The 21,155-nt window shown below is 64.3% G+C and carries 19 protein-coding genes; 11 read left to right on the forward strand and 8 right to left on the reverse strand.

The window, feature by feature from the left end:
* Positions 1 to 44 precede the first annotated feature (44 nt).
* Both C443_RS03920 and C443_RS03925 read left to right on the forward strand, forming a co-directional pair.
* Complete coding sequence (locus tag C443_RS03920; RefSeq protein ID WP_005534070.1) at positions 45 to 1,178, forward strand: double zinc ribbon domain-containing protein; 1,134 nt, start codon at positions 45 to 47, stop codon at positions 1,176 to 1,178.
* A gap of 40 nt (positions 1,179 to 1,218) precedes the next feature.
* Entirely contained in the window at positions 1,219 to 2,490 is a 1,272-nt protein-coding gene (locus tag C443_RS03925; protein ID WP_005534071.1) for a zinc ribbon domain-containing protein, read from the forward strand.
* Positions 2,491 to 2,495: 5 nt separating this feature from the next.
* Here C443_RS03925 and C443_RS03930 read toward each other — a convergent pair whose 3' ends face one another.
* From C443_RS03930 to C443_RS03945, 4 genes are read right to left on the reverse strand one after another with little or no spacing between them, the layout of a single operon-like run.
* Positions 2,496 to 3,044 (reverse strand): hypothetical protein, encoded by a 549-nt coding sequence (locus C443_RS03930; protein ID WP_005534073.1) that lies wholly within the window; start codon positions 3,042 to 3,044, stop codon positions 2,496 to 2,498.
* A gap of 23 nt (positions 3,045 to 3,067) precedes the next feature.
* Complete coding sequence (locus C443_RS03935) at positions 3,068 to 4,756, reverse strand: b(o/a)3-type cytochrome-c oxidase subunit 1 (protein ID WP_005534075.1); 1,689 nt, start codon at positions 4,754 to 4,756, stop codon at positions 3,068 to 3,070.
* On the reverse strand, positions 4,756 to 5,328 hold the full coding sequence (locus tag C443_RS03940; protein WP_005534077.1) for a cytochrome c oxidase subunit II: 573 nt from the start codon (positions 5,326 to 5,328) through the stop codon (positions 4,756 to 4,758). The genes C443_RS03935 and C443_RS03940 overlap by 1 nt, the downstream gene beginning before the upstream one ends.
* A 4-nt stretch (positions 5,329 to 5,332) precedes the next feature.
* Positions 5,333 to 6,568 carry a halocyanin domain-containing protein gene (locus C443_RS03945; RefSeq protein ID WP_005534079.1) on the reverse strand — a complete coding sequence of 412 codons (1,236 nt, stop codon included), beginning with the start codon at positions 6,566 to 6,568 and terminating at the stop codon, positions 5,333 to 5,335.
* Between the two features lie 167 nt (positions 6,569 to 6,735).
* On the opposite strand from C443_RS03945, the gene C443_RS21425 reads away from it, so the two are divergent.
* The 6 genes from C443_RS21425 to C443_RS03965 all read left to right on the forward strand — a co-directional run bounded on the left by C443_RS21425 (position 6,736) and on the right by C443_RS03965 (position 11,780).
* Positions 6,736 to 6,912 (forward strand): hypothetical protein, encoded by a 177-nt coding sequence (locus C443_RS21425; protein WP_005534081.1) that lies wholly within the window; start codon positions 6,736 to 6,738, stop codon positions 6,910 to 6,912.
* Between the two features lies 1 nt (position 6,913).
* Positions 6,914 to 7,687 (forward strand): sulfite exporter TauE/SafE family protein, encoded by a 774-nt coding sequence (locus tag C443_RS03950; RefSeq protein ID WP_005534082.1) that lies wholly within the window; start codon positions 6,914 to 6,916, stop codon positions 7,685 to 7,687.
* Entirely contained in the window at positions 7,684 to 10,065 is a 2,382-nt protein-coding gene (locus C443_RS03955) for a heavy metal translocating P-type ATPase (RefSeq protein ID WP_005534084.1), read from the forward strand. Before C443_RS03950 ends, C443_RS03955 begins: the two co-directional genes overlap by 4 nt.
* A gap of 129 nt (positions 10,066 to 10,194) precedes the next feature.
* Complete coding sequence (locus C443_RS21590) at positions 10,195 to 10,365, forward strand: hypothetical protein (protein ID WP_005534086.1); 171 nt, start codon at positions 10,195 to 10,197, stop codon at positions 10,363 to 10,365.
* Positions 10,366 to 10,719: 354 nt separating this feature from the next.
* On the forward strand, positions 10,720 to 11,031 hold the full coding sequence (locus C443_RS03960; RefSeq protein ID WP_005534087.1) for a hypothetical protein: 312 nt from the start codon (positions 10,720 to 10,722) through the stop codon (positions 11,029 to 11,031).
* Positions 11,032 to 11,315: 284 nt separating this feature from the next.
* Positions 11,316 to 11,780, forward strand: coding sequence for an SRPBCC family protein (locus tag C443_RS03965; protein WP_005534089.1), 465 nt, complete (start codon positions 11,316 to 11,318; stop codon positions 11,778 to 11,780).
* Positions 11,781 to 11,790: 10 nt separating this feature from the next.
* Here C443_RS03965 and C443_RS03970 read toward each other — a convergent pair whose 3' ends face one another.
* Complete coding sequence (locus tag C443_RS03970; protein WP_005534090.1) at positions 11,791 to 13,548, reverse strand: MutS-related protein; 1,758 nt, start codon at positions 13,546 to 13,548, stop codon at positions 11,791 to 11,793.
* Positions 13,549 to 13,583: 35 nt separating this feature from the next.
* Positions 13,584 to 14,192, reverse strand: a complete 609-nt coding sequence (locus C443_RS03975; RefSeq protein WP_049943891.1) for a zinc ribbon domain-containing protein — start codon at positions 14,190 to 14,192, stop codon at positions 13,584 to 13,586.
* A gap of 200 nt (positions 14,193 to 14,392) precedes the next feature.
* On the opposite strand from C443_RS03975, the gene C443_RS03980 reads away from it, so the two are divergent.
* Both C443_RS03980 and C443_RS03985 read left to right on the forward strand, forming a co-directional pair.
* Positions 14,393 to 15,529 carry a PAS domain-containing response regulator gene (locus C443_RS03980; RefSeq protein WP_005534094.1) on the forward strand — a complete coding sequence of 379 codons (1,137 nt, stop codon included), beginning with the start codon at positions 14,393 to 14,395 and terminating at the stop codon, positions 15,527 to 15,529.
* Between the two features lie 168 nt (positions 15,530 to 15,697).
* Complete coding sequence (locus C443_RS03985) at positions 15,698 to 16,435, forward strand: sporulation protein (RefSeq protein ID WP_005534095.1); 738 nt, start codon at positions 15,698 to 15,700, stop codon at positions 16,433 to 16,435.
* A 23-nt stretch (positions 16,436 to 16,458) separates the two neighbouring features.
* Here C443_RS03985 and C443_RS03990 read toward each other — a convergent pair whose 3' ends face one another.
* Complete coding sequence (locus tag C443_RS03990; protein ID WP_005534096.1) at positions 16,459 to 19,293, reverse strand: DEAD/DEAH box helicase; 2,835 nt, start codon at positions 19,291 to 19,293, stop codon at positions 16,459 to 16,461.
* A 175-nt stretch (positions 19,294 to 19,468) separates the two neighbouring features.
* On the opposite strand from C443_RS03990, the gene C443_RS03995 reads away from it, so the two are divergent.
* The gene (locus C443_RS03995; RefSeq protein WP_005534097.1) at positions 19,469 to 20,317 is read left to right on the forward strand and encodes a class 1 fructose-bisphosphatase; all 849 of its coding nucleotides are present in this window, start codon (positions 19,469 to 19,471) and stop codon (positions 20,315 to 20,317) included.
* Positions 20,318 to 20,336: 19 nt separating this feature from the next.
* On the opposite strand, the gene C443_RS04000 is transcribed toward C443_RS03995, so the two are convergent.
* On the reverse strand, positions 20,337 to 21,086 hold the full coding sequence (locus C443_RS04000; RefSeq protein WP_005534098.1) for a metallophosphoesterase: 750 nt from the start codon (positions 21,084 to 21,086) through the stop codon (positions 20,337 to 20,339).
* Positions 21,087 to 21,155 lie beyond the last annotated feature (69 nt).

Below are 21,155 nucleotides of genomic sequence, written 5' to 3' on the forward strand. Positions count from 1 at the left end.
GACAAGTATTTTATTTCTCGACTCTGTAGGATCTAACGAAACCCATGCCTGAATCCGACCGTACGGTAAAATGCCCCATATGCGACGAGGACTTTGATCCGACAGTCGCGGGCGGATGGTGCACAAACCCGGACTGTGGTGAGTGGCAACACACTGACGAAAGCGCCGCTGATTTTGACACCGACGATGGGGTGCCAGACGATGCCGACTTGATACCGGAAGGCACGGACGAGGCAGACCCGACGGGTGGCCAGTCGATGGGAACCAGTGATGAACCCGACACGCCGGATGGCAACACTGGTGACGATGCTAGCGCCGACGATGTCTCGGCGGATGCGGCCTCGGACACTGGGGCAGCCGAGGCAGAGGATGAGACGGCGGAGACGGCGACGGAAAACGAACCTGAAGCCGACGCCGAGGCCGAAAACGGAACCGAGCCGAACACTGCGGAAGAACCCGACGAGGCCGACGACACCCCGGACAAGTCCAGCGGTGACTCCAAAGCGGACGCCGAGGAGTCAGGCGAAACCCCGGAGACAGATGACGACCCGGCGACCATTACCTGTCCGGACTGTGACCGCGAACTCGACGCTGACGCGAATTTCTGTGTCGCCTGCGGTGCAGACGTACAGGACATCACACCGGGAGACGACCGCTCGCTCGACACGTGCCCGTCCTGTGATACCGCTGTCGACGACGATGCCAGTTTCTGTGTCAACTGTGGGGAGGACTTAGACGCGCATCGCGGCGAGAGCGACACGTCGACGGCTGACTCGGCAGGGCCGTCGACCGCCGACGAGACGGAGAGTGAGTCAGCAACCGCGGGCGACGCCGTCGACACACTCGCCTCACAATCCACCGACGATGCGGCGGTACCGGACAAACTCGTCCTCTCGATCGAGGGCCGAGATATCACCGTCGAAGACGGGGATCGAATCGGCCGGGAGATCCGGGCAGCACTATTGGATGCCGGCCGACCGGAAGACGAAGCGGTTCGGATCCACCGCGAACACGTCCGGTTCGACCGCCAGCCGGACGGGTACTATCTGGTCGACCTCGGGGACAACCCGACGCGGCTGAACGAGACCCAGCTGCAGAAAGGCGACCGGGAACCGATCCAACCGGGCGACGAACTCGAACTCTCGGGCGTCGCCACGATGACACTTCGGGCGGCGTGACCACCCACAGTTAAGCGGTCGGTCGGGAAACATCAGGCTGATGGAGCGTGGTCGACTGGGGTTGGAACTCCGCGAGTCCGCCGCACTACTACGAGCTGAAACCTGGCTATTTGTGGGTGTGGGTCTGGCATGGCTCGTCTACGGTGGCTGGGTACTCGCGATGGGGCTGCTGCTGGCGCAGTTCCCGGGGCTCGAACGGACTGTTCTTGCGACATTCGCTGGCCGAACTGTCACGCTACGAACTGTACTCGCCGCTGGTCTCTGGCTTGTCGGTCCGTCACTGGCGACCGTCGTCCTCATCAACCGGCGGCTTCGGAACAGGCACGGCAACCTTGCCGACGCGTATCGGCTGGACCATCCAAGCCTGTTACTCGCTATCCCCGGCAGTGTACTCCTCGGCTGCCTACTGCTCAGTATCATACTCGGGCAGCCATGGCCGCTCACGGTGGTCGTACTGCTCGGGACAGTGCATCTCGTCGTCCGGACTGTCGCCTACGGACACCGCGTCTACACACTCTCGGTCCCGCCACTCCTGTCGCTGCTGGTGTTCGTGAGCGCAGTCTCGCTTAGTACTGGGTGGTTGGTCCAGATGGACACTGCATCCGGCGTATCGTCGGAGCTGTCTCCGTGGCTGACTCAGGCCGGTATTAGTCCCGTTGTTGAGATAGCCCTCAAACTGACGGGCGTTCAGCCATCGCAAGCCACACCTCTGTTCATCGCCATCCCCGGCGTGCTGGCGAGCGTATATCTCCTCTTCCAACTGCTCGCTGGGACCCCGGTCAGAATCCGTGCGCCGCTTTCGAACCCGCAGTACCGTCCGGGCCAGCGGCTCCCGATCATGCCACCGGTCGGCGGCTCTCAAAACGACGACGAGAGTCCGACCGCCGAACGAGACGTGGACGCTGCACCGGATTCTCGGGAACAGACTGGAACCGGAACCGACACCGAAGATGACGACAGCGACGCGGAGTCACCGGGACACACCGGGACCCGAGTGTTTTCGCCCGACGAGGCTCAGGCTGCGCAACCGCCTGCTCACGAATCGGGACAGGGCAACGCGCCGCCGTCAGGGGCTACCACAGAACCGGAAACGGCGGGTGACGACACTGGGACAGGCACGGACTCTGAGACAGCCGGGACGGACGATACGAACGAGACCACCTCGGCAACCGAGGAAGCGTGGATGGATGACACGTCCGTCTTCACGCCGGGCGGCCGCGACGCCGGCCAGGCGTACTGTGGCGAGTGCGGCGAGTCGCTGCCGCCCGACGCTGACACCTGTCCGTCCTGTGGCGACCCCGTCGACGGGTGAGGTGGTCAGCGGTTCGAAACGGGGATGTCGCCGAGCGCGACGGTGTACTGTGTCGACTGTACTGATTCCCCGTCCGGGTACACGAACACCGTTACAGCGACGGTGTCCGGGCGCTCACCGGGCGGGAGGAGCCACGACTGGGTCACGTCGTCAGTGTCTCCCACTGGTAGCTGTCCAGTGCTTGCGGTGTCCGCAACTGTCTCTCCGCTGCGGGTGGTAACGCTGTCGAGACGAACTGCTGTGGGGTCTGACCCGGTGTTCGTCACGTTCACTGTGAGCGTGAACCGCCACCCATCGTCAGCCGTGACGACAGACGCCGCGTCGATGCGGGCTGAGACGTTGGCGGATTTCAGAATCGGGTCGCCGACGTCGGCACCGGCCGGCTCTGCAGTCGGCGTTCCGGGGACCGCCTCTCCCCCGGTGTCTCCGGTTAAATGATGCCCCATCATACTCCCGAAGGTAACGACCTCGATGAGGATCGGCAAGCCGATTCCGACGATGATGAGGAGTCGTAGCAGCGTTTTCTGCTCCGGACCGTCGACGTCGTCGAACATGATGAGAGAGTAGTGAAGTGGTGTTAGACCGGGATCGGCGGGCTACCGGGCGCGAACAGTCCATCAGCGACCATGCTGGCGAGTGGTGGCCCGTAGGCGATGACGATGAGCAGCAGGGCAATTGCCGTCCAGAGCTTGTAGTTGTCCAGAATACGCGGGCTGTGGTCCGCGCCGGACAGCGGTTCTGGGATGTTGCTGTTGACAGACAGCGTCCCGCCGCGGCGAGCGAGCAGGGTGTCAGCCATGACGATGAGGAACATCGCGGCGCCAACGAACAGCAGGAAGCCGCCGATGGCGATCTGGATTCGCATTTCGCCGACCGTTCCGGCGACCCCCTCGAACGCGAACTCGTCGTACGTCGGTTCGGCAGTCCGTCGCGGGATGCCGGCGAGGCCGGCCCGGTGCATGGCGTTCGACATCACTGCCATGCCCACGAACCAGACGTACGGCTGGAGCGTAGCGATGCTGCGCTGTCGGAGTTTCTTCCCGGTGATCTGCGGGACCAGCCAGTAGCTGATAGCCATCGCCGTCAGCGCGAACGCAGTCCCGACGGTGAGGTGGAAGTGGCCGGGCACCCAGATGGTGTTGTGGATGAGGTAGTTGATGTTCATCCCGGCGTTGATCATGCCGGAGAACCCTCCCGCCGCGAACATCAGGCCGGCGAGCATACAGCCGGCGAAGGCCGGCTTGCCCCACGGCAGATTCCGAAGCCAGGAGAGGTAGCCCTTTGCACCCCGCTGGCGAGCGCCATGTTCAACCGAGGCGACCACGGTGAACGCGGTCAGCAGCGAGGGCAACAGCAAGAACATCGTGTTCGTCATTGCGATGAACTTGTAGCCCGATGGAATACCGGGGTCGGTGTACTGGTGGTGGAAGCCGACCGGGGTCGAGAGCAGCAGGAAGGCGACGAAGACCACGCGGGCCAGCGGGTCACTGAACAGTCGGCCGCCAGCCAGTTTCGGCAGGATAGTGTACCAGACGAGGTACGCCGGCATGAGCCAGAAGTACACGACCGGGTGGCCGAAGTACCAGAACAGTGTCCGCGTCAGCAGCGGGTCGACGTTCTGGATGAGTCCGAGCGACCACGGGATGAGGAAGGCGACGACCTCGACGGCGACGCCGATGGTGGAGACATACCACATCAGCATCGTCGTCAGGACCATGAACGTCTGCAGCGGAATGCGTTCATCCGGGTTCTCAGAGCGCCACTCCCACAGGGACTTGAAGTACGCGAGGCCAGCGACCCACGAGCCGACGATGATGAGCGCGGCGCCGATGTAGAACGCCGGGTGCGCTTTCATCGGGGCGTAGAAGGTAAACAGCACATCCGCTTTGAGGTCGTGACCCAGAATCGACGGCGCACCGACGAGACCGCCGATGATGGACACGGCCGCAAGCACTGTTCCCGTGAGCATTATCCAGAAGGCCGACCAGGCGATGCGCTGTGGCAGCTCCCGTTCGAGACTGTTGGCGACAGCCCACGTGAACAGTCCCGCGATGAAGAACGTAGTAAACACGAGCGCCAGCAGAACGCCGTGGCCCGTCAGAATCGTGTAGTAGTCAGCCGAACTGACGAAGCCGCGGAACACGCCAGTGCGGTGAAGCGCCTGAACGACGCCGAACAACGCACCGATTCCGAGGGCGACGAACGCCACGAGGAACTCGCTACGGACGAGCTTCGACGTTTTCGGATAGGAATCGACGAACACCATTACTGATCCGCCTCCTCCTGAGCCTGTGCATCATCTGCTGACTGGTCGATGTTCTCTTGCTGCATATCGTACTCCTCCGGCGGGACGACTTCGACGGAGCCACCCATCGTGTGATGGGCCGCCCCGCAGTATTCGTGACAGATAAGCCCGTACGTGCCGGGCTCGTTGAACCGGGCAGAGACTTCGGAGACCTGGCCCGGGATGACCATCGTGTTTATGTTGGTTTCAACCACGGAGAAGCCGTGTACCACGTCTGCACTGGTCACCCTGAACGTTACGTTGGCACCTGCGGGTACCTGGATCGGATTGTCTCCACTACCAGGAACGAACTGGAACTGCCGGGCAACGACGTACACGGTGTACTTATCGTCGCCAGTCTTGACCACACCGGGGTCGTCGAACGGGGTATCAGTGTTGCCGTTCTGTACTTCTTCTGCACTTATTTGTCCGCCCGAATCATCGACCATCCCGACGCCGACGCCGACTGATCCGTAGGCGATGGTCGCGATGAACCCGACGATGAGCAGTATCGCTGCACCGAGCCAAACCTTTTCGAATCTATGAACCTGCATGATATCACCCGATTATCGAGACGCGGCCGAGGAACTCGACGAAGTACATGAACACCCACAGCAGGCCGATCAACACGAAGTAGAAGGCGACCAGTGCCGCCGTTCCCTTCGGGTCGTACTCGTCGTGGCCTAGCTCGACGGCCGGTTCAGTCTCTTTGGCCTCTTCGACCGGCTCCGGGCCGGTCGCCCGCTGCAGCTCGCCACCTTCACCCATCTGTGGTGGCCGTCCGTTCTGACGGCGTCGCATCGCAACTGCGAACAACAGCGGCGAGAAGAACGCAAGCAGAACCGAGCCCGAGAGAAGCCACTGCGGGCCGGAGAGTTCGATACCGCTCCCTTCCTGTTCGCTTCCGCCCCCACTACCGCCACCGCTGCCACCAAGCGGGCCACCGACAACGACGGCACCCTTCATTCCGAGTGATTCGTGGGGGACGCAGGCGTACTTGTACACGCCCATCTCTTCGAAGGTATGGCTGTAGGTGGTCCCCGACTCGCTGACCGCACCACCTGAGTCAAGCGGCCCGTCGCCGTCAGAGACGACGTTGTGGCCGCCGCCTTCACCGGTCCAAGTCCACGTCACTTCGGTGCCGGGTGTCACCCGAACCGCTGGCGGGTCGAAGGCGAACGCGCCGTTGTTGCCCTGCGCACCGACCGATATCTCGACGCTGTCGGCGTCGGTCCTGTCGACGGTTGTTCCGTCGTAGTTCGAGACGTTGTCGAACCAGCCGCCGTAATCCGGATTCTCGGGTGGGCCTTGCTGCTGTTGCCCGCCGGAGCCGCCGTCACCGGAGCTACCGCTTCCGGGCCGAACGACGACGGCGCCTTTCATCCCAAGGGCTTTGTGGGGGATGCAGACGTACTTGAACATCCCCTCCGATTCGAAGGTGTGGCTGTAGGTCGTGCCGGCCTCGCTAACTGCGCTTCCAGAATCAAGCGGGCCGTCGCCGTCCGAGACGACGTTGTGACCGCCGCCTTCACCGGTCCACTCCCAGACAACCTCTGTGCCCGGGCTGACCATCACCGCGGCCGGATCGAAGGCGAACGCGCCGTTGTTGCCCTGCGCGCCGACGGTGATCGTCACGGTGTCTTGGCCCCGCTTGTCGACGGTCCCGTCGTAGTTCGAGACGTCGTCGAACCAGCCACCGTAGTCCGGTTCCTCCTGTGCTGTCGCCGTGCCAGTCGCGGCCAGCGCCGCTGTCCCGGCTGCGGCACCGACGAACTGTCGCCGACTCAGCGCCATCGTCGCACCCCCACCGCATCGTGCGAATCTGGCAGCTGACTGCTTCTAGCTTCGTGCCGTACCATATCTGGGAGAATAGCAGATTACCTAAAAAAACCCCTGTTGGCGTTTTCAGCCGGCAGGAACGACCCGTTTCTTTTTATAATCCCTCCAACGTACGGCCAGATATGTCTGCGTCAAGCCCTCGGCTCGTGACGTTGCTGGCGCTGCTCGGGCTCGCGCCGGTCGCGTACTACATGCAGGGAACCGGCCGCACCATCGTCGCGCTCTCGCTGATCAGCGTCGTCATCATCGCCGGCAGTCTGTTCTGGATGACAAAACCGACAGAGTCGAGTCCCATCTGATATGCAGTTCGGGACGGCGGGGCTAAGCTCCGGTGAAACGGTCGGTGTCGCGGCGTTCGTCGGGCTTGGGCTCGTCGGGAGCGTCCACTGTCTCGGGATGTGCGGGCCGTTAGTCACCACCTACGCCGATAGACTCGACGACGGCGGACCGGTGTCAGGCCACGAGATACGCCAACACGCGCTGTTCAACGCCGGACGGACGCTGAGCTACGCGCTCGTCGGGACCGTACTTGGCGCTGCTGGCAGTGTTCTGTACGATGTGGCCGGCCTGGCACGTCTCGGGACCGCCGTCCGGGGAACCGTCGGGGTTTTCGTCGGCCTCGCTATCATCACCGTCGGACTGGGGTATCTCTCTCGTGGTCGCGCCGTCGATGTGGCCCGGTCGCTACCGCTAGTGGGGAACCTGTTCCAGCGACTTTCCGCATCGCTCGTCGCTAAGGTCGACCGGTGGGTCGACGGCCCGGGGATGGTCGCGCTGGGCGCGATGCACGGCTTGCTCCCCTGTCCGCTGCTCTACCCGGCGTTCTTGTACGCGTTCGCGACCGGCTCCGCACTCACTGGTGGCCTTTCACTGGCCGCGCTCGGCCTCGGGACGTTTCCGCTGGTGTTCGCCTACGGGACCGCCTTCGGCACGCTGTCGCCGAGCCATCGCGCAACGTTGCACCGGGTACTCGGTGTCGTTTTCATCGCGCTCGCGCTCGTCCCGCTGTCGAACGGCCTGGCGGCGTTCGGTATCGCCATCCCGAAACCACCACTGCCGATGCCCTGGACATGACTCACTGTACGCTCTGTGATCTACCGGTCGATGCACCGGTCACCGACAACGCGGTCGAGGGGACGTTCTGCTGTCGCGGCTGTCTGGAAGTTGCACGGACGCTCGACGACCCAGCGACGGAGAGCCGCGACGCCGCCGACACTGGCCCCGACCCGGACGACGCCGACGGGGAGACGGCCTTCCTTTCTGTTGACGGGATGCACTGTGCGACCTGCGAGACCTTCCTTGAAGCGCGGGCCACAGACCACGACGGCGTCATCGCCGCGGCCGCCAGCTATCCGACGGGGACGATGAAGCTCACTTACGACGCCGACGCGCTCTCGGAGTCGGACCTCACAGAGGCAGTGGCCGGCACCGGTTACGATGCCAGCCTGCAGGCCACGGAAACCGACGACGAGTACGAACTCGAGGGGCGTCTCATCGTCGGCGGCTTCTTCGGGATGATGACGATGCTGTGGTACATCCTCTTTCTCTACCCGGCCTACCTCGGCGTCGATTCGTCCCTGTTACTGTTCGACCCCTCGGGGCAGGCGGGGGATTACCTGCTGTGGAACATGGCCGTGATGACCGGCGTCGTGGTCGGGTACACCGGGTGGCCACTGCTTCGCGGGGCCTACGTCAGCCTCCGCGCTGGTCGGCCGAACATGGACTTACTCGTCGCGATGGCTGCTGTGACAGCCTTCCTCTACAGCGTCGTCGCCGTCATTCTGGGACATACAGAGGTGTACTTCGACGTGGCGACGGTCATCGTCATGGCCGTCTCGGTCGGCGACTACTATCAGGACCGGGTCCGGCGGCGCGCGCTGGACCGGCTCACGGAGTTCACCACACAGCGGGCCGATAGCGCTCGACGACGGACCGACGGTGGTCACGAGGAAGTCGATGTGGGGGCGCTGTCGGCCGGCGACGAAGTCGTCGTCCGCTCCGGCGAGCGAATTCCCGTTGACGGGAGCGTCGTCGAGGGGACCGCCGCCGTCGACGAGTCGCTCGTGACAGGGGAGTCGCTGGCAGTCCGGAAGGCGGACGGCGACGAGGTCATCGGGGGGTCGCTGGTCACGCAGGGCGGCGTCGTCGTGCGTGTCGGACCGGACGCCGAGAGTACCGTCGACCGGCTAACGAACCTGCTGTGGGAGGTCCAGAGCACGCGCGGCGGCGTCCAGCGGCTGGTCGACCGCATCGCCGCCGTCTTCGTCCCGCTGGTGGTCGTTCTGGCTGTGTTCGCCACCATCGGGCACCTCGTCGCCGGAGCGACACCCACGGACGCGATGCTGACTGGACTGGCGGTGCTCGTGGTCTCCTGTCCCTGCGCGCTGGGGCTGGCGACGCCGCTGGCGACCGCAGCCGGCATCCGTCGAGCGTTGGACGGCGGAACCGTCGTCACCGGCGATGCGGTGTTCGAGACGGCCACCGACGCGGACGTGGTCGCCTTCGACAAGACTGGCACACTGACGACCGGCGAGATGGAACTGCTGGAGCGGGCCGACGAGGGAGCGATGGCCCGGGCGGCCGCAGTCGAGCAGTTCGCGGAGCATCCCGTCGCCGGAGCCGTGACGGACGCCGTCCCGGTCCCGGACGCGGATGTCTCCGGGTTCGAGCAACATCCGGGGCAGGGCGTCAGCGCGACGGTTGACGGAGAACATGTCGCCGTCGGGACGCAAGCCCTGTTCGACGACCTCGGGTTCGACGTGCCTGCCAACCTCCGGAGCCGGTGTGAACGTGCGACCGAGAACGGGCGCGTCCCGGCACTCGTCGGCTGGAACGGCGAGGCCCGGGATGTCCTCGTTGCGGGCGACAGGCTTCGCTCGCACTGGGAAGCAGTCGTTTCGACGCTCGCTCGTGACCGCGATGTCGTCGTCATCACCGGTGACCGCCCGGAAGCAGCCACCCCGTTCGAGCGCCACGACGGCGTCGACGAGGTGTTCGCCGGCGTCCCGCCGGAGGCCAAAGCCGAAGTCGTCGAGCGACTCCAGTCCCGCGGGACCGTCGCGATGGTCGGCGACGGGAGCAACGACGCGCCGGCGCTGGCCGCCGCCGACGTGGGCATCGCCATGGCCTCGGGCACGTCGCTGGCCGCCGATGCGGCTGATGCGGTCGTAACGACGGACGACCTGCGCGCCGTCCCTGACGTGTTCTCAGTGACGGCCGCAACCCGTACGCGGGTCCGCCAGAACCTCGCGTGGGCGTTCTGTTACAACGCCGTGGCGCTCCCGCTCGCACTGTTCGGCGTCCTGAACCCGCTGTTTGCAGCCCTGGCGATGACGGCCAGTAGCCTGCTCGTCGTGGGGAACTCCACGCGGACGCTGGCAGGCACGGCCTCACACGGCGAGGCGAGTGCTGATGGGCCGGCTCCGCCACAGCAGCCAGCAGCGGCCGACTGACACCGTGCCATCGATTGCTGTCTTGCCAGCGACCGCTGCCAGTTTGTTATTTGGTATCATGTCTGAAACAGATTTAATATATCACCGATTCTGGTCGTATATACGTCGCTTTCACCGACGTGGTGACCCATGACCTACGCAATTCCCGTTCCCGCGCCAACGTCGTTCGCTCGCTGGCTGTACAGCGGGCGGTCGGCCATCGAACGTAGCCTCGATGCTACGGTCGAGTATGCACCCCTTATCGGGGAACGGGCCGCCGCGGACACCTGTTCGGTGAAGATTCCGTCCGTGGCACCATAGACTGGTTCGCCGCCGTGGGACCGGCGTCCCACTCACGGACGCCGCACTGCGGCGGCGATTCGATCTGGCTCACTGTCGAGCGGCGGGGCTCTGCCTACCGCTTGGCTGCTCCGCCTGATAGGCTACACCGCCTAGTGTAGTCTGTCGACGTGTCGCCGCTCGCCCCTGAGCCTGTACCGTATCGTGTCGCTCTCTCGCTGTCCAGCCCTCGGGTTCTCCATCGTCCCGGTGTGGGAATCCCTGACCGGCCGCTCCCGGCCGGACGTACGTGCCCGCCATCCGCGCAGTCCCCGACCGACGTGACTCGATTGGTGAGTGCCCTCGCGGCCCGGTTCGACTCCGGCCGTCGACGTTATGTCGCTGCAGGCGACCCCCCCGACCGAGGTATCGGCCGACGTATCACTGCGCGTTCCGCGTGGCGGGTCCGAGACCCTCGAAGCCGGTGTCGCCGGCGTCCTCGCGGCCGTCGACGGCGTCGAAGACGTGGCGGTCGACCGCGTGACAAGCGTGCGTCCCACCTGGACCGACATCCGGGTCGACGCCGACGTGTCGCTCACGCTCCAGGCCGACGACGACCGGAACACCGCGGATGGCCGAAGCGAACTCCTCCAAGAGGGGTTCGGCGTGATGGCGGTCAACCGCGTCGATGTGACCGGTGACGCGTAAGCGACGCCCCTCAAGCATCCACATATCTTCCCGAACATTCCAGACGGATCCGGGCCTTCGCCCGGTGCAGGTTCGAGTCCTGCCGGGAAGTCCACACGTATGCACAGGATCTACCTCGCCGCTGTCATCAGTAGGCGGCGACGCGATTCGAAGAACAAAGCACAGTCACGCCGCACTCGGCGGCTGTAGCCGCCGAGACCGGTCGCAGTCGTTCCTGATCCCGGATTGGTCTGCCGTCACCGTGTGGCCGAGCCTGTAAGATACTGGAGCGCGAAGCACGAGGCATGACCGTCCATACGTCCGACGACCGGTGGCTCGATGCGCCAGTCGAGACGGTGTTCGCGTTCATGGACGAGCCGTCGAACCAGGCGGCCGTCACGCCGAGCCTGACCCGTGCCGAGCGCATCGAACGCCTGCCGAACAGCGGCAACCGCGCCGCCTACGAGTACAGGATGTTCGGACTCACTTTTACTGGCGAGGTCCGAGCATCGACGTACGAGCCGCCCGAGCGAATCGTCTACAACATGGACGGCGACCTGACGGGGCGGATCGCCTGGCGGTTCGAACCCGAGGACGGCGGCACACGGCTCACGTACGCGGCCGACTATGAAGTTCCGGGGCCGCTCCCGGAGTTCCTCTTCGCGCCGGGCATCAGATGGTACAATCGCCGAGAAGTGCGGCGGCTTCTGGCCAACGTCGCAGAGGCGGTCGAAGGGGAAGAGCGGGCCGTCGCCAGTTCGTTGTCGTAACTCCGGGACGCTACTCGTCGGTCCAGAGCGCGTCCGAGAGCGTCCGCTGGACCGCTTCCTCGCCGACGGCTGTAGCGAGCGTCTCGAACCCGCTGCGCTCGACGGGGTCGGCGGCGTTTGCGACCAGTCGGGAGACGATGAACTCCGGCGTGGACTTCCCGACGGTGCCAAAGCGGGGCTGATAGTCGACCTGCAAGTCGAGGTCCTGATTCAGCCCTTCAGCGAAGATGCCGTCGACGCGAGCCTCCGTGGGCAGCGGTTCAAGGTCGTCTGCGAGGTGGGTGACGAACACGCCAAGCGCGTCGCGGTCGACAGTCAGCGTCACGAGCCCGTGGAGGAGGTCGGCGGCGGAGCCGGGTTCAGTGATGGCCTCGAACTCATCGACGAGCATCAGCGTCCGGTCGCTCTCGGTCAGCGGCGGCACGACCGACCGCAGCGTCGATTCGAGGACGCCGGCGTTGAACGACGCGTGCCGCCGGTGGAACACGACAGTGTCGACGATGCCCACCTCTGCGGCTTCGGCGGGGACCGGCAGCCCCATCTGGGCCAGCAGTTGCACCTGACACAGTGTCTCCAGCAGGGTCGTCTTCCCACCGGAGTTCGCGCCGGTCAGGACAGCCACTCGGTCGCCGCTGGGTGGCTGGTTCGCCCGGTCCAGGTCCAGCGTGTGGTCGCCGATAGCGTAGGTGATCGGCTGGACGCTCTCTACGTCGGCGATGGTGAGGTTCCGCGCGCGTTTGACTGCGATTGTCTTGCGATCCTCGACGAAGGTGGGGCGCGTCAAATCGAATGCGATAGCAAATCGGGCGAGTGAGACGGAGAAGGCGATGTCGTCAACCGCTTCGACTGCAGCGTCGATGTCCGCACGCGCATCGGCGAGGTCGTCTTCCAGTCGGTCGGCGACCGCCCGCTCGCGCTCTTGCACGTCGCTTCGGAGTGTGGTCCGGAGTTCCCGGAGCGCCACGTCGACGAAGTCCCGTGCGTCGGTCGCCTCCCGAGGCATCGCGTCGCGGATTCGTGCGGCGTCGATGCCGGTCTCGCTCGTGACGTGCCGGACGAGCGCGTCCTGAAACTCGTCGGGTCGCCGTGCGCCCTCCTGCACAGCTTCGACAACCTCCATCGATGCCGCCGCGAGGTCCTCGATTTGCCCGAGTTGATCGCGCAGACGGTCGAGCTCGTCGTCAGCCCCTTCGCCGACAGCGTCGCCGTCGCCCGCGAGGCCAGCGAGTGCTGCCCGGCCAGCCGACAGTGACTCCCCGTCGATGGCCGCTAGCGGCTCGAACACGCCGCTTTCAATGCCGGTGTCGCGGAGAGCGAGCGCCACGTCAACTGCGGCCAGTTCGCCGCCGTCCGCATCGTACTCGTCGAACGCACCGAGGACGGCCCGCTGGTCCGCGTCGGAGAGGTCGGCCCACGTGTCCCGCGCTTCGAGCACGTCGTCCAGCCGCTCGTCCATCGCCTCGCGGGTCGGCAGTGGCGTCAGCACCCGGATGCTATCGGCTGCGTCCGCCGTGACCGCGTACTCATCAGCGAGGTCGAGCAGTTCTTTGTACACGTCGCGGGTATCTCTGGTGGCGAGCAGGTCCATCGACTCGGCGCCGGTCGCCCGCCGGAGGATGCGCGTCGCTCGCCCCCGGGAGAGGCCGGCCGTGGTTAGCGCTCGTGTATCCGCCGACTCGATGGCCGCGATGGCCCGCTCGACGCCCAGCTCCTCGGTGAGCAGTTCGGACGTCTTCGGGCCGATGCCCCAGTACTCCTCCAGTCGCATGGACGGGTGGAGAACGGCGGCCCGCTTAGGCGTTTTCAGTTGTCGGGCTCGTCGTCGTCGATACCGAAACGCTCGTGGAGCGGCCCCGGCTCCCCGCGGGCCTGCCGGTCAGCCCGCCGGGCCGCACGGCGTGCGATGAGCGCTCCAAGCGCTGCCGGAATCGCCAGACCAAGTGACACGAGCGCGGTCTGCTCGGAGACGACTGATGGACCATCTGACAGGAGAACTTCGTAGCCGACGACAAGTACGACGACTGCCACGCCGGCGACGACGAGGTACAGCCCGCGGGCCAGCACCTCGCTGGGGTTCCGGAGCTGTGAGAGATACGCGGCTGGGCCGAGCCAGCCGGCCAGCAGGACGCCGACGGCCACGGAAAGCGAGAGATCACCGACGAGGATGACGACGGCGTACAGCATGAGCGGCGCAATCGCGATACCGAGCGAGAGGCCAGTGAGTGAGACTGCCCACGTCGGCGCACCGGAATCCATCGATTCCAGTGTCTCGGTCAGGCGTTCGTCGAGCATTTCTGCCTGTTCGTCGGTGAGAAGCGACGCGTCACAGTGTGGACAGGCCATCGCTGTGGACTCCAGCGACTCGCCGCACTCCGGGCAAGTGGAGTCCGACGCGCCGCGCCACTCGGTCATATCTCCCCTTGTACGCCGAGCGGTTTGAGTGGCCCGGGTAGTGTCAAACTAGTTGAATAATGTTGTAGGGAGCACTAATACTGCACCACAGCGTAGAACTACCTGCCCGGCCGAATAACTGTCCCGTCGGTGGGTTTCTAGCTGAATATTGTGGTTTGAGTGATAGAAAGAAATAATCCATCACGGGCCTACTACGGAGTATGGGGGGCGTTGATATTCTACATGTCGATGACGACAAGGGGCTTGCTAGCCTGACTGCCGACCTCCTCGAACGCAAAGACAGCCGGTTCAACGTGGAGACTGCCGCAAGCGCGACAGAAGGGCTACACCTGCTCGATGAGTTCTCACCAGATTGCATTATCTCTGACTTCGAGATGCCCGGGAGAGACGGCCTTGAGTTCTTAAAGGCCGTCCGGGCGGAACACTCCAAACTCCCGTTCATCCTGTTTACTGGCCGAGGAAGCGAAGAGATCGCAAGCGATGCTATCTCTGCCGGCGCAACAGACTACTTACAGAAACAATCCGGGACCCAGCAATACGAACTACTGGCCAACCGTATCAACAACGCCGTCACTCGCTACCACTCAGAAAAACAGCTACGCGAGACCAAAGAGGAGTATGCCGCTGTTTTCGAGAACGCACAAAACGGACTCCTGCTCGTCGATGTCGAGCAAGACGGGTTTCGTTTCCGGCGGTGTAACTCACGGGTACTGGAGTTTACGGGACTTGCAGAGTCGGAACTCATCGGTAAGACGCCACAGGAGGCGCTCGGATACGAGAACGCCAGAGCGGTCGCCGGCGCGTATCGGAAATGCGTCGCCATGCGCGAGACGATTTCGTACACGGTGACACTGACGCATCCAGTCGGCGACGTCGTCCACGAAGTCAATACCACGCCGATAATCAGAGACGGTGAGGTCGAGCAACTCGTCGTCGCGTTTGCCGACATCACCGAACGGTACGCCCGTGAGCAGGAGTTACGCGAAGAACGGGCTGTCATTCAACAGGCGCTCGATACGCTCGATGACCCACTGTTCGTTATCGATATCGATGGCCACCTCAAGCACTGTAACCGCCGCGCACTCGAGCTTACCGGGCGCACCGAAGACACAGCCGTCGGAACGCCGATCACCGACCTGTTTCCTGACGACGAACGGGAGACGATTACTGACGCGGTTGACGACGCACTTCGCACTGGCCGAACGACTGTCACGGCTAGCCTTCGCCTCGACAGTGGTCAACGACAGTCCTACGAGTTCCGCGCTCACTCTCTGACTAACCTGGATAACAACACTGCAGGGCTGGTCATCGTTGGTCAGGATGCCCCTGATTCTTGATAGCGTGTACATTTGTTGTCGTCGCCGGTGACTATGACAGATCTCGTGTGCTGGGCTGTGCTGATCGGTCGCCAACCGCAGAACGGTCTGTGTCCTCCTGCAGATGATTTGTTCGCCCTGTAGCTCCCTGGACTTTATACTATATGACGGTTGAATTGCACAATACCAATGAAAGACGTGCTCTCCAGAATCGGAATCGGGTCTGCCACAGTAGACACGATTCTGCCGACAGATACCGTCAGAGCCGGCGAATCCGTCCAGGCCGAGATCCAGGTTGAGGGCGGGTCGACGGATCAGGATGTCGACGCAGTCTACTTCGCGCTGGAAACCGAGTACAAGTCCGACGAAGGCTACAAGGATGCTATTATCGACCAATGGCAACTCACCGAGCCGTTCACTATCGAAGCGGGTGAAAACCGACGTTTCGAGACTACCATCGATATTCCCCGGGAGACGCCGGTAACCACACGCTCGACGGCCGTCGAAATCGAGACCGGCCTCGATATCTCGATGGCGGTCGACCCCGGCGACGAGGATTACATCGAGGTCGAACCGACACACCGAATGCAGGCGGTGTTCGACGCGCTGGACTCGCTCGGCTTCTCGCTCCACGCCTCGGCCTGTGAGGCAACGGCCGGGAGTCTGTTCACTACGTCGGCAAGTTTCGTTCAGGAGTTCGAGTTCCGACCACAGCGCGGTGAGTTCGCGGATCAGGTCGACGAGGTCGAAATCGTCCCAGTGTTCGACGACGACGGGCTCACGGTGTACATGGAGGTCGACCGCAGCGCCGGACTGCTCTCGGAGATGACCGACGCCGACGAGCGACACACTGAACTCACGATAGACGCCCCTGATCCTGACCCCATCGAGCCACGGCTCGCGGAAGCAATTCGGGAATTGAGCTAGGCCGCTGGCGTACGTTGCCGCCCTCAGCCCCAGAACGACTGCGTCCGTGCGTACTCCCGTTCCTGCCGGAGGATGTCCCGGTAGAACTCGTCCTCGTCCTCCCGCAGACGGTTGATGATGCGGGCGGCGTTGTGCGGCCCGACACCGCGGGCTGCCAGCGCGACTACTGCTCGCTTCCCGTGGCTCTGGACCAGCGAGGCCGAGCGGTAGGCGCGTTCGGTCATCTTCTCCTGTTCGTCGTCCTTATCGTCGGTCCGGACAGCCGAGACGACTTCCTCGGCCCAGGGATTCAGCGCGGCGATGCGGGTCGACCCACACTGTGGACACGACGGCTGGTCGCGCACGCGCTTGACCTGCTGCTTTCGGTCCCACTCCTTGCAGTGTAAACACATGAGGATGACGCGGTCGCTCTGGATGCGCTCCTTGACGGTCTTGATGACGCTCGCGTCGGCGTTTTCCGGCGAGAGGAGTTCCCGCCAGGAGGAGCTACCGCCGGTCCCGATGGGTGTGTGCTCGCCCACTGTTTCGAGCGCCACGTCCCCGCTCTGAATGTCTCGGAGGAGGTCGGCCGTTGCCGCAATGGCGAGATCCTCGTGGCGCACCTCGCGCAGGGCTTCGTCGTACATTGGCGTGTCTTCGAGGGCGGCAAGCAGGCGGTCACGGCCGAAGTCCGTCGACCCGCGACCGCGCCAGCGCTTGAGCGATCCGAACTTCGTCGCCACCTGCGCCAGTTTGAATTTCAGCGCGTCAGCGTTTTTCAGGCTGAGTTCGATCAGGGCCGGGAGGTGGTCGGGATCGGTGTCCTCAATGACATCTATGACGTCGCCGGCGGTGATTCGCCGCGGGACCTCCAGTGTAATCCGGTAGGGGTCGACTTCCATCGCGACTGATTCACCCGCTCGCTGGCCCAGCAGCGCTGAGAGGACCCGTCCCAGCGTCTCGTTGATCTTGTGGCCGTAGCAGGCGTTGACGATGACCTCCCGGCCGTGAAACTCCACCAGAATGGTCGTATCATCCGGAATCGGTCCTTCGTGTTTCTCGACCTGTGCGAGGCCGTCGGCGACGGTCTCCGGGCCGGCGGCGTAGCGAGTCGCCACGTCCCTGGCGACGGCGTCGGTGTCCGCGCCACCTTGGAGTTGCCGACCAGCCACGCGACGGAGTTCGCCGACTTCCGCGGCGACGGCTCTCGGGACCGGAATCTCCTGCCCGACCCACGACGGCACCTCCCCGGCGGGGTCTTCGATGGGTGAGACGGTGACGACTTCTTCTTCCTCGTCGATATTCGTGATGCGCCACATCTCCCCGCGCTGGACGAACACCTCGCCGGGCGTGGCGAAGTTGACGACGAACTTCTCGTCTAAGGTCCCGACCTGCTGGCCCGAGGCCACGTCCTCCACGTCGTAGGTGGCCTCGTCGGGGATCATCGAGAGGTTCTGATAGAAGTACTGCCAGGTCCCACGGCGCTTCTCTAGGGTGTCCCGGTCCTCGTCCAGCCAGATGACGTTGTTCGCCGCGAGTTCCTCGATGACCTGCTTGAACTGGGCCTCGTCAAGGTCCCGGAACGGGTACGCGCGGGTCAGTATCTCGAAGGCCCGCATCGCCCGGATTTCGCCGGTGTCCATCACCAGCCCGGCGATCTGGTTTGCGACTGTATCGAGGCTCCCATCGTGAATTTCCGCCGGTTCGACATCGCCGCCTTCAGCCTGTCTCGCAATTGCCAGCGCCTCCAGCGTGTCGTCGGTGTCGGTCGTGACGACCGTGCCTGAGGAAACGAGGTCCCGGCGGTGGCCGGCACGGCCGACCCGCTGGACGAGGCGGGACACCTGCCGGGGGCTGCCGTACTGGACGACGTGGTCGACGTGGCCCACGTCGATACCCAACTCCATCGAGGAGGTACACAGCAGGGCATCGAGGTCGCCGGCTTTGAAGCGGTCCTCCACGTCGATCCGGGCCTCTTTCGACAGCGAGCCGTGGTGAACGCCGAGGTCGGTTCCCAGTTCTTTGAACCGTGATCCCAGTGCCTCCGCTGTCTGTCGGGTGTTGACGAACAGCAGCACAGACTCGTGTTCGTCGATGAGGTCGGCAATGTACCGGACGTGACTGGCCGTTCTGGCGTCGGTGACGAGGGTGCTTGATAGCTGCTCGTCGCGGTCAGTAATCTGGGGCCGAACCACTTCGATATCTAGCCGGCTGCCGATGTCCACTTCCACGATGGCGCAGGTTCGGCCGCCAGTGAGAAACCGGCCGACTTCGTGTGGGTCGCCGACGGTCGCCGAGAGGCCGATTCGCTGGAACTGCCCGGACAGTTCCCGGAGTCGCTCCAGACCGACCGTCAACTGCGCGCCGCGCTTGGCCGCAGCGAGTTCGTGGACCTCGTCGATAACGATATGCTCGACATCCTCTAGCGCTGTCCGGAGCTTCGACCCGGTGAGCATCGCCTGTAGCGTTTCGGGCGTGGTCACGAGTACGTCTGGCGGATCGTTGGCCTGCTTCTGGCGCTGGTAGTCCGTCGTATCGCCGTGGCGAACGTCCACCTCGAGGCCGAGCGTCTCGCCCCACCAGTCCAGCCGCTGGCGCATGTCCCGGTTCAGCGCCCGGAGTGGCGTGATGTACAGCGCGCCGATGCCAAAGCGGTCCTCGGACTCGGCCAGCGCATCGAAGACCGGCAACATCGCCGTCTCCGTTTTGCCGGTTCCGGTCGGGGCAACCACTAGCGCGTCCCGTCCGGCGGCCAGCGTCGGAATCGCCTTTCGCTGTGGATCGGTCGGCGTCGTGAAGCCGCGCTCTGAGAGCGCACTGCGGACGGCCGGCCCGAGCGCAGTGAAAGCGTCATCGCCGCGAGCGACCCCGTCAGTCATCGCCCTCTCTAGCGACTACACCGGGTTAAACACGTTGTGTCACATTCTCTCGTCCCCCACCGGTAACCAGAGCACTGCGGGCGTTGCGGGGGAGAACGGGTACAGCCTTATGTCGTTGCCCTGGGATATGTGGAACCATGACTGACGCCTGTGCAACTGCGGCCGGTGATGGCCTGTGAACACGCTCGATGAGATCGAACGGGCGGTAAAGGACACGGCCCACTACGTTAGCGGGAACCTGGCGAACTACGCCAACAGAGCCGCTGGCGAGAACCCGAGTGGGGAGCAACAGGTCGGTGGCGACGTGTGGGCCGATGACCTGTTTTTCGACGCACTCGCGTACATCGACGGTATCGGCGCGTACGCGAGCGAGGAACGTAGCGACGTGGTCGACTGTGGCGAGGGCTACAGCATCGCCATCGACCCGCTCGATGGCTCCTCGAACCTCGCCTCGAACAACTCCGTGGGGACGATAATCGGGGTCTACGACGCTGAACTGCCCGCGGCGGGCCGGAAAATGGTCGCATCGCTGATGGTGCTGTACGGCCCATACACGACGCTGACAATCGCCCGGTCCGACCGCGATGTCGTCCAAGAGCACCTCCTCCGGGACGGACACAGCGAGCGCTGGGGCCAGTTCGAACTGCCGGCGGAGGCCACAGTCGTCGGTCTCGCAGGTAAGACCGGCGAACGTACTGACGAGTTCAACGACATCGCGCAGTCCTTCGAGCGGGACCTGAAGCTCCGCTACGGCGGTGCGACCGTCGCCGACCTGGCGCAGGTGCTCGAGTACGGCGGACTGTTCGGGTATCCGGCGACGACGGGGTATCCGAACGGAAAACTCCGGGTCCACTTCGAATCAGCGCCGCTTGCGTACCTTGTCGAGGCAGCCGGTGGGGCTTCCAGTGACGGCTCGCAGTCCTTACTTGATGTCGAGCCGGACGGCATCCACGACCGGACGCCGACGTTTCTCGGTAATGCTGAACTGGTCGATGAACTCGAAGCGGCGCTCTCAGAAGGATAAGCGGGTAGAGGCAGCCGGCTCAGACCTGCTGATAGGCTCCTAACCGTGTGCCATCGAGGAGGAACGCCTCGGCGTCCGCCATTCCCTCGGGCAGGAACGGGGCAAGGAACTCCTGGCCGTCGACGTTGACCCACGTCCCGCCGGAGCGGTCGTTAAACGCCGGAAAGACGACGATGTCCGGCGCGTTCTCGACTGGTTGGTCGAACTGTTCGGAAAAGGGCTCAGTCACCAGCGAGCCGCGGAGCCAGGCCCGCTCCTTCTGGGCCCCGCCGACGTTGTCCTCCAGCCGGATAACCGGGTGTTCGTGGCCGACACAGACGACATCCGCTTCGAGTACGTCCGGCGCAGGCCAGGTGTGGCCGTGGGCGAACCCGACCGAACCGATTCGGGTTCCGTGTCCGGGCGTTATCTCGATCCCGGTGTCGAGGTCGGACAGGACCGGCTCCAGCCCGCCGTCGTGGTTCCCTTTCACCAGCGTCACGGGCACGTCGACAGCCTCAAACAGCGCATCGAGTTCCGTGCGCTCGTCCGCGAACGGGTCGCCGATAGCGTGGCCCAGATCACCGATAATGACCAACTGGTCGGCACGGGCTCGGTCGAGACACGTCAGCAACCGTTCCCGGCGGGCCTCGGCGGCCGACTGAAGTTCGACCCCTTCGTATCTGAGTCCCGCTTCGATGCCGGCGTGGTAGTCTGCGACCGCCAGCAACCGCTCCCCGTCGGTGTCGACTGTGGCCGCCGGAAAGCCGGGAAGCGGTTCGACACGCATTGCCCCTGTCTTGGCTGTCGGGCGAGAAAAGCACCGCGGCTCAGTTCCGGATCGCTCCCGGAACCGGCT

This window comes from Haloarcula argentinensis DSM 12282, assembly GCA_000336895.1.
Classification (GTDB): domain Archaea; phylum Halobacteriota; class Halobacteria; order Halobacteriales; family Haloarculaceae; genus Haloarcula; species Haloarcula argentinensis.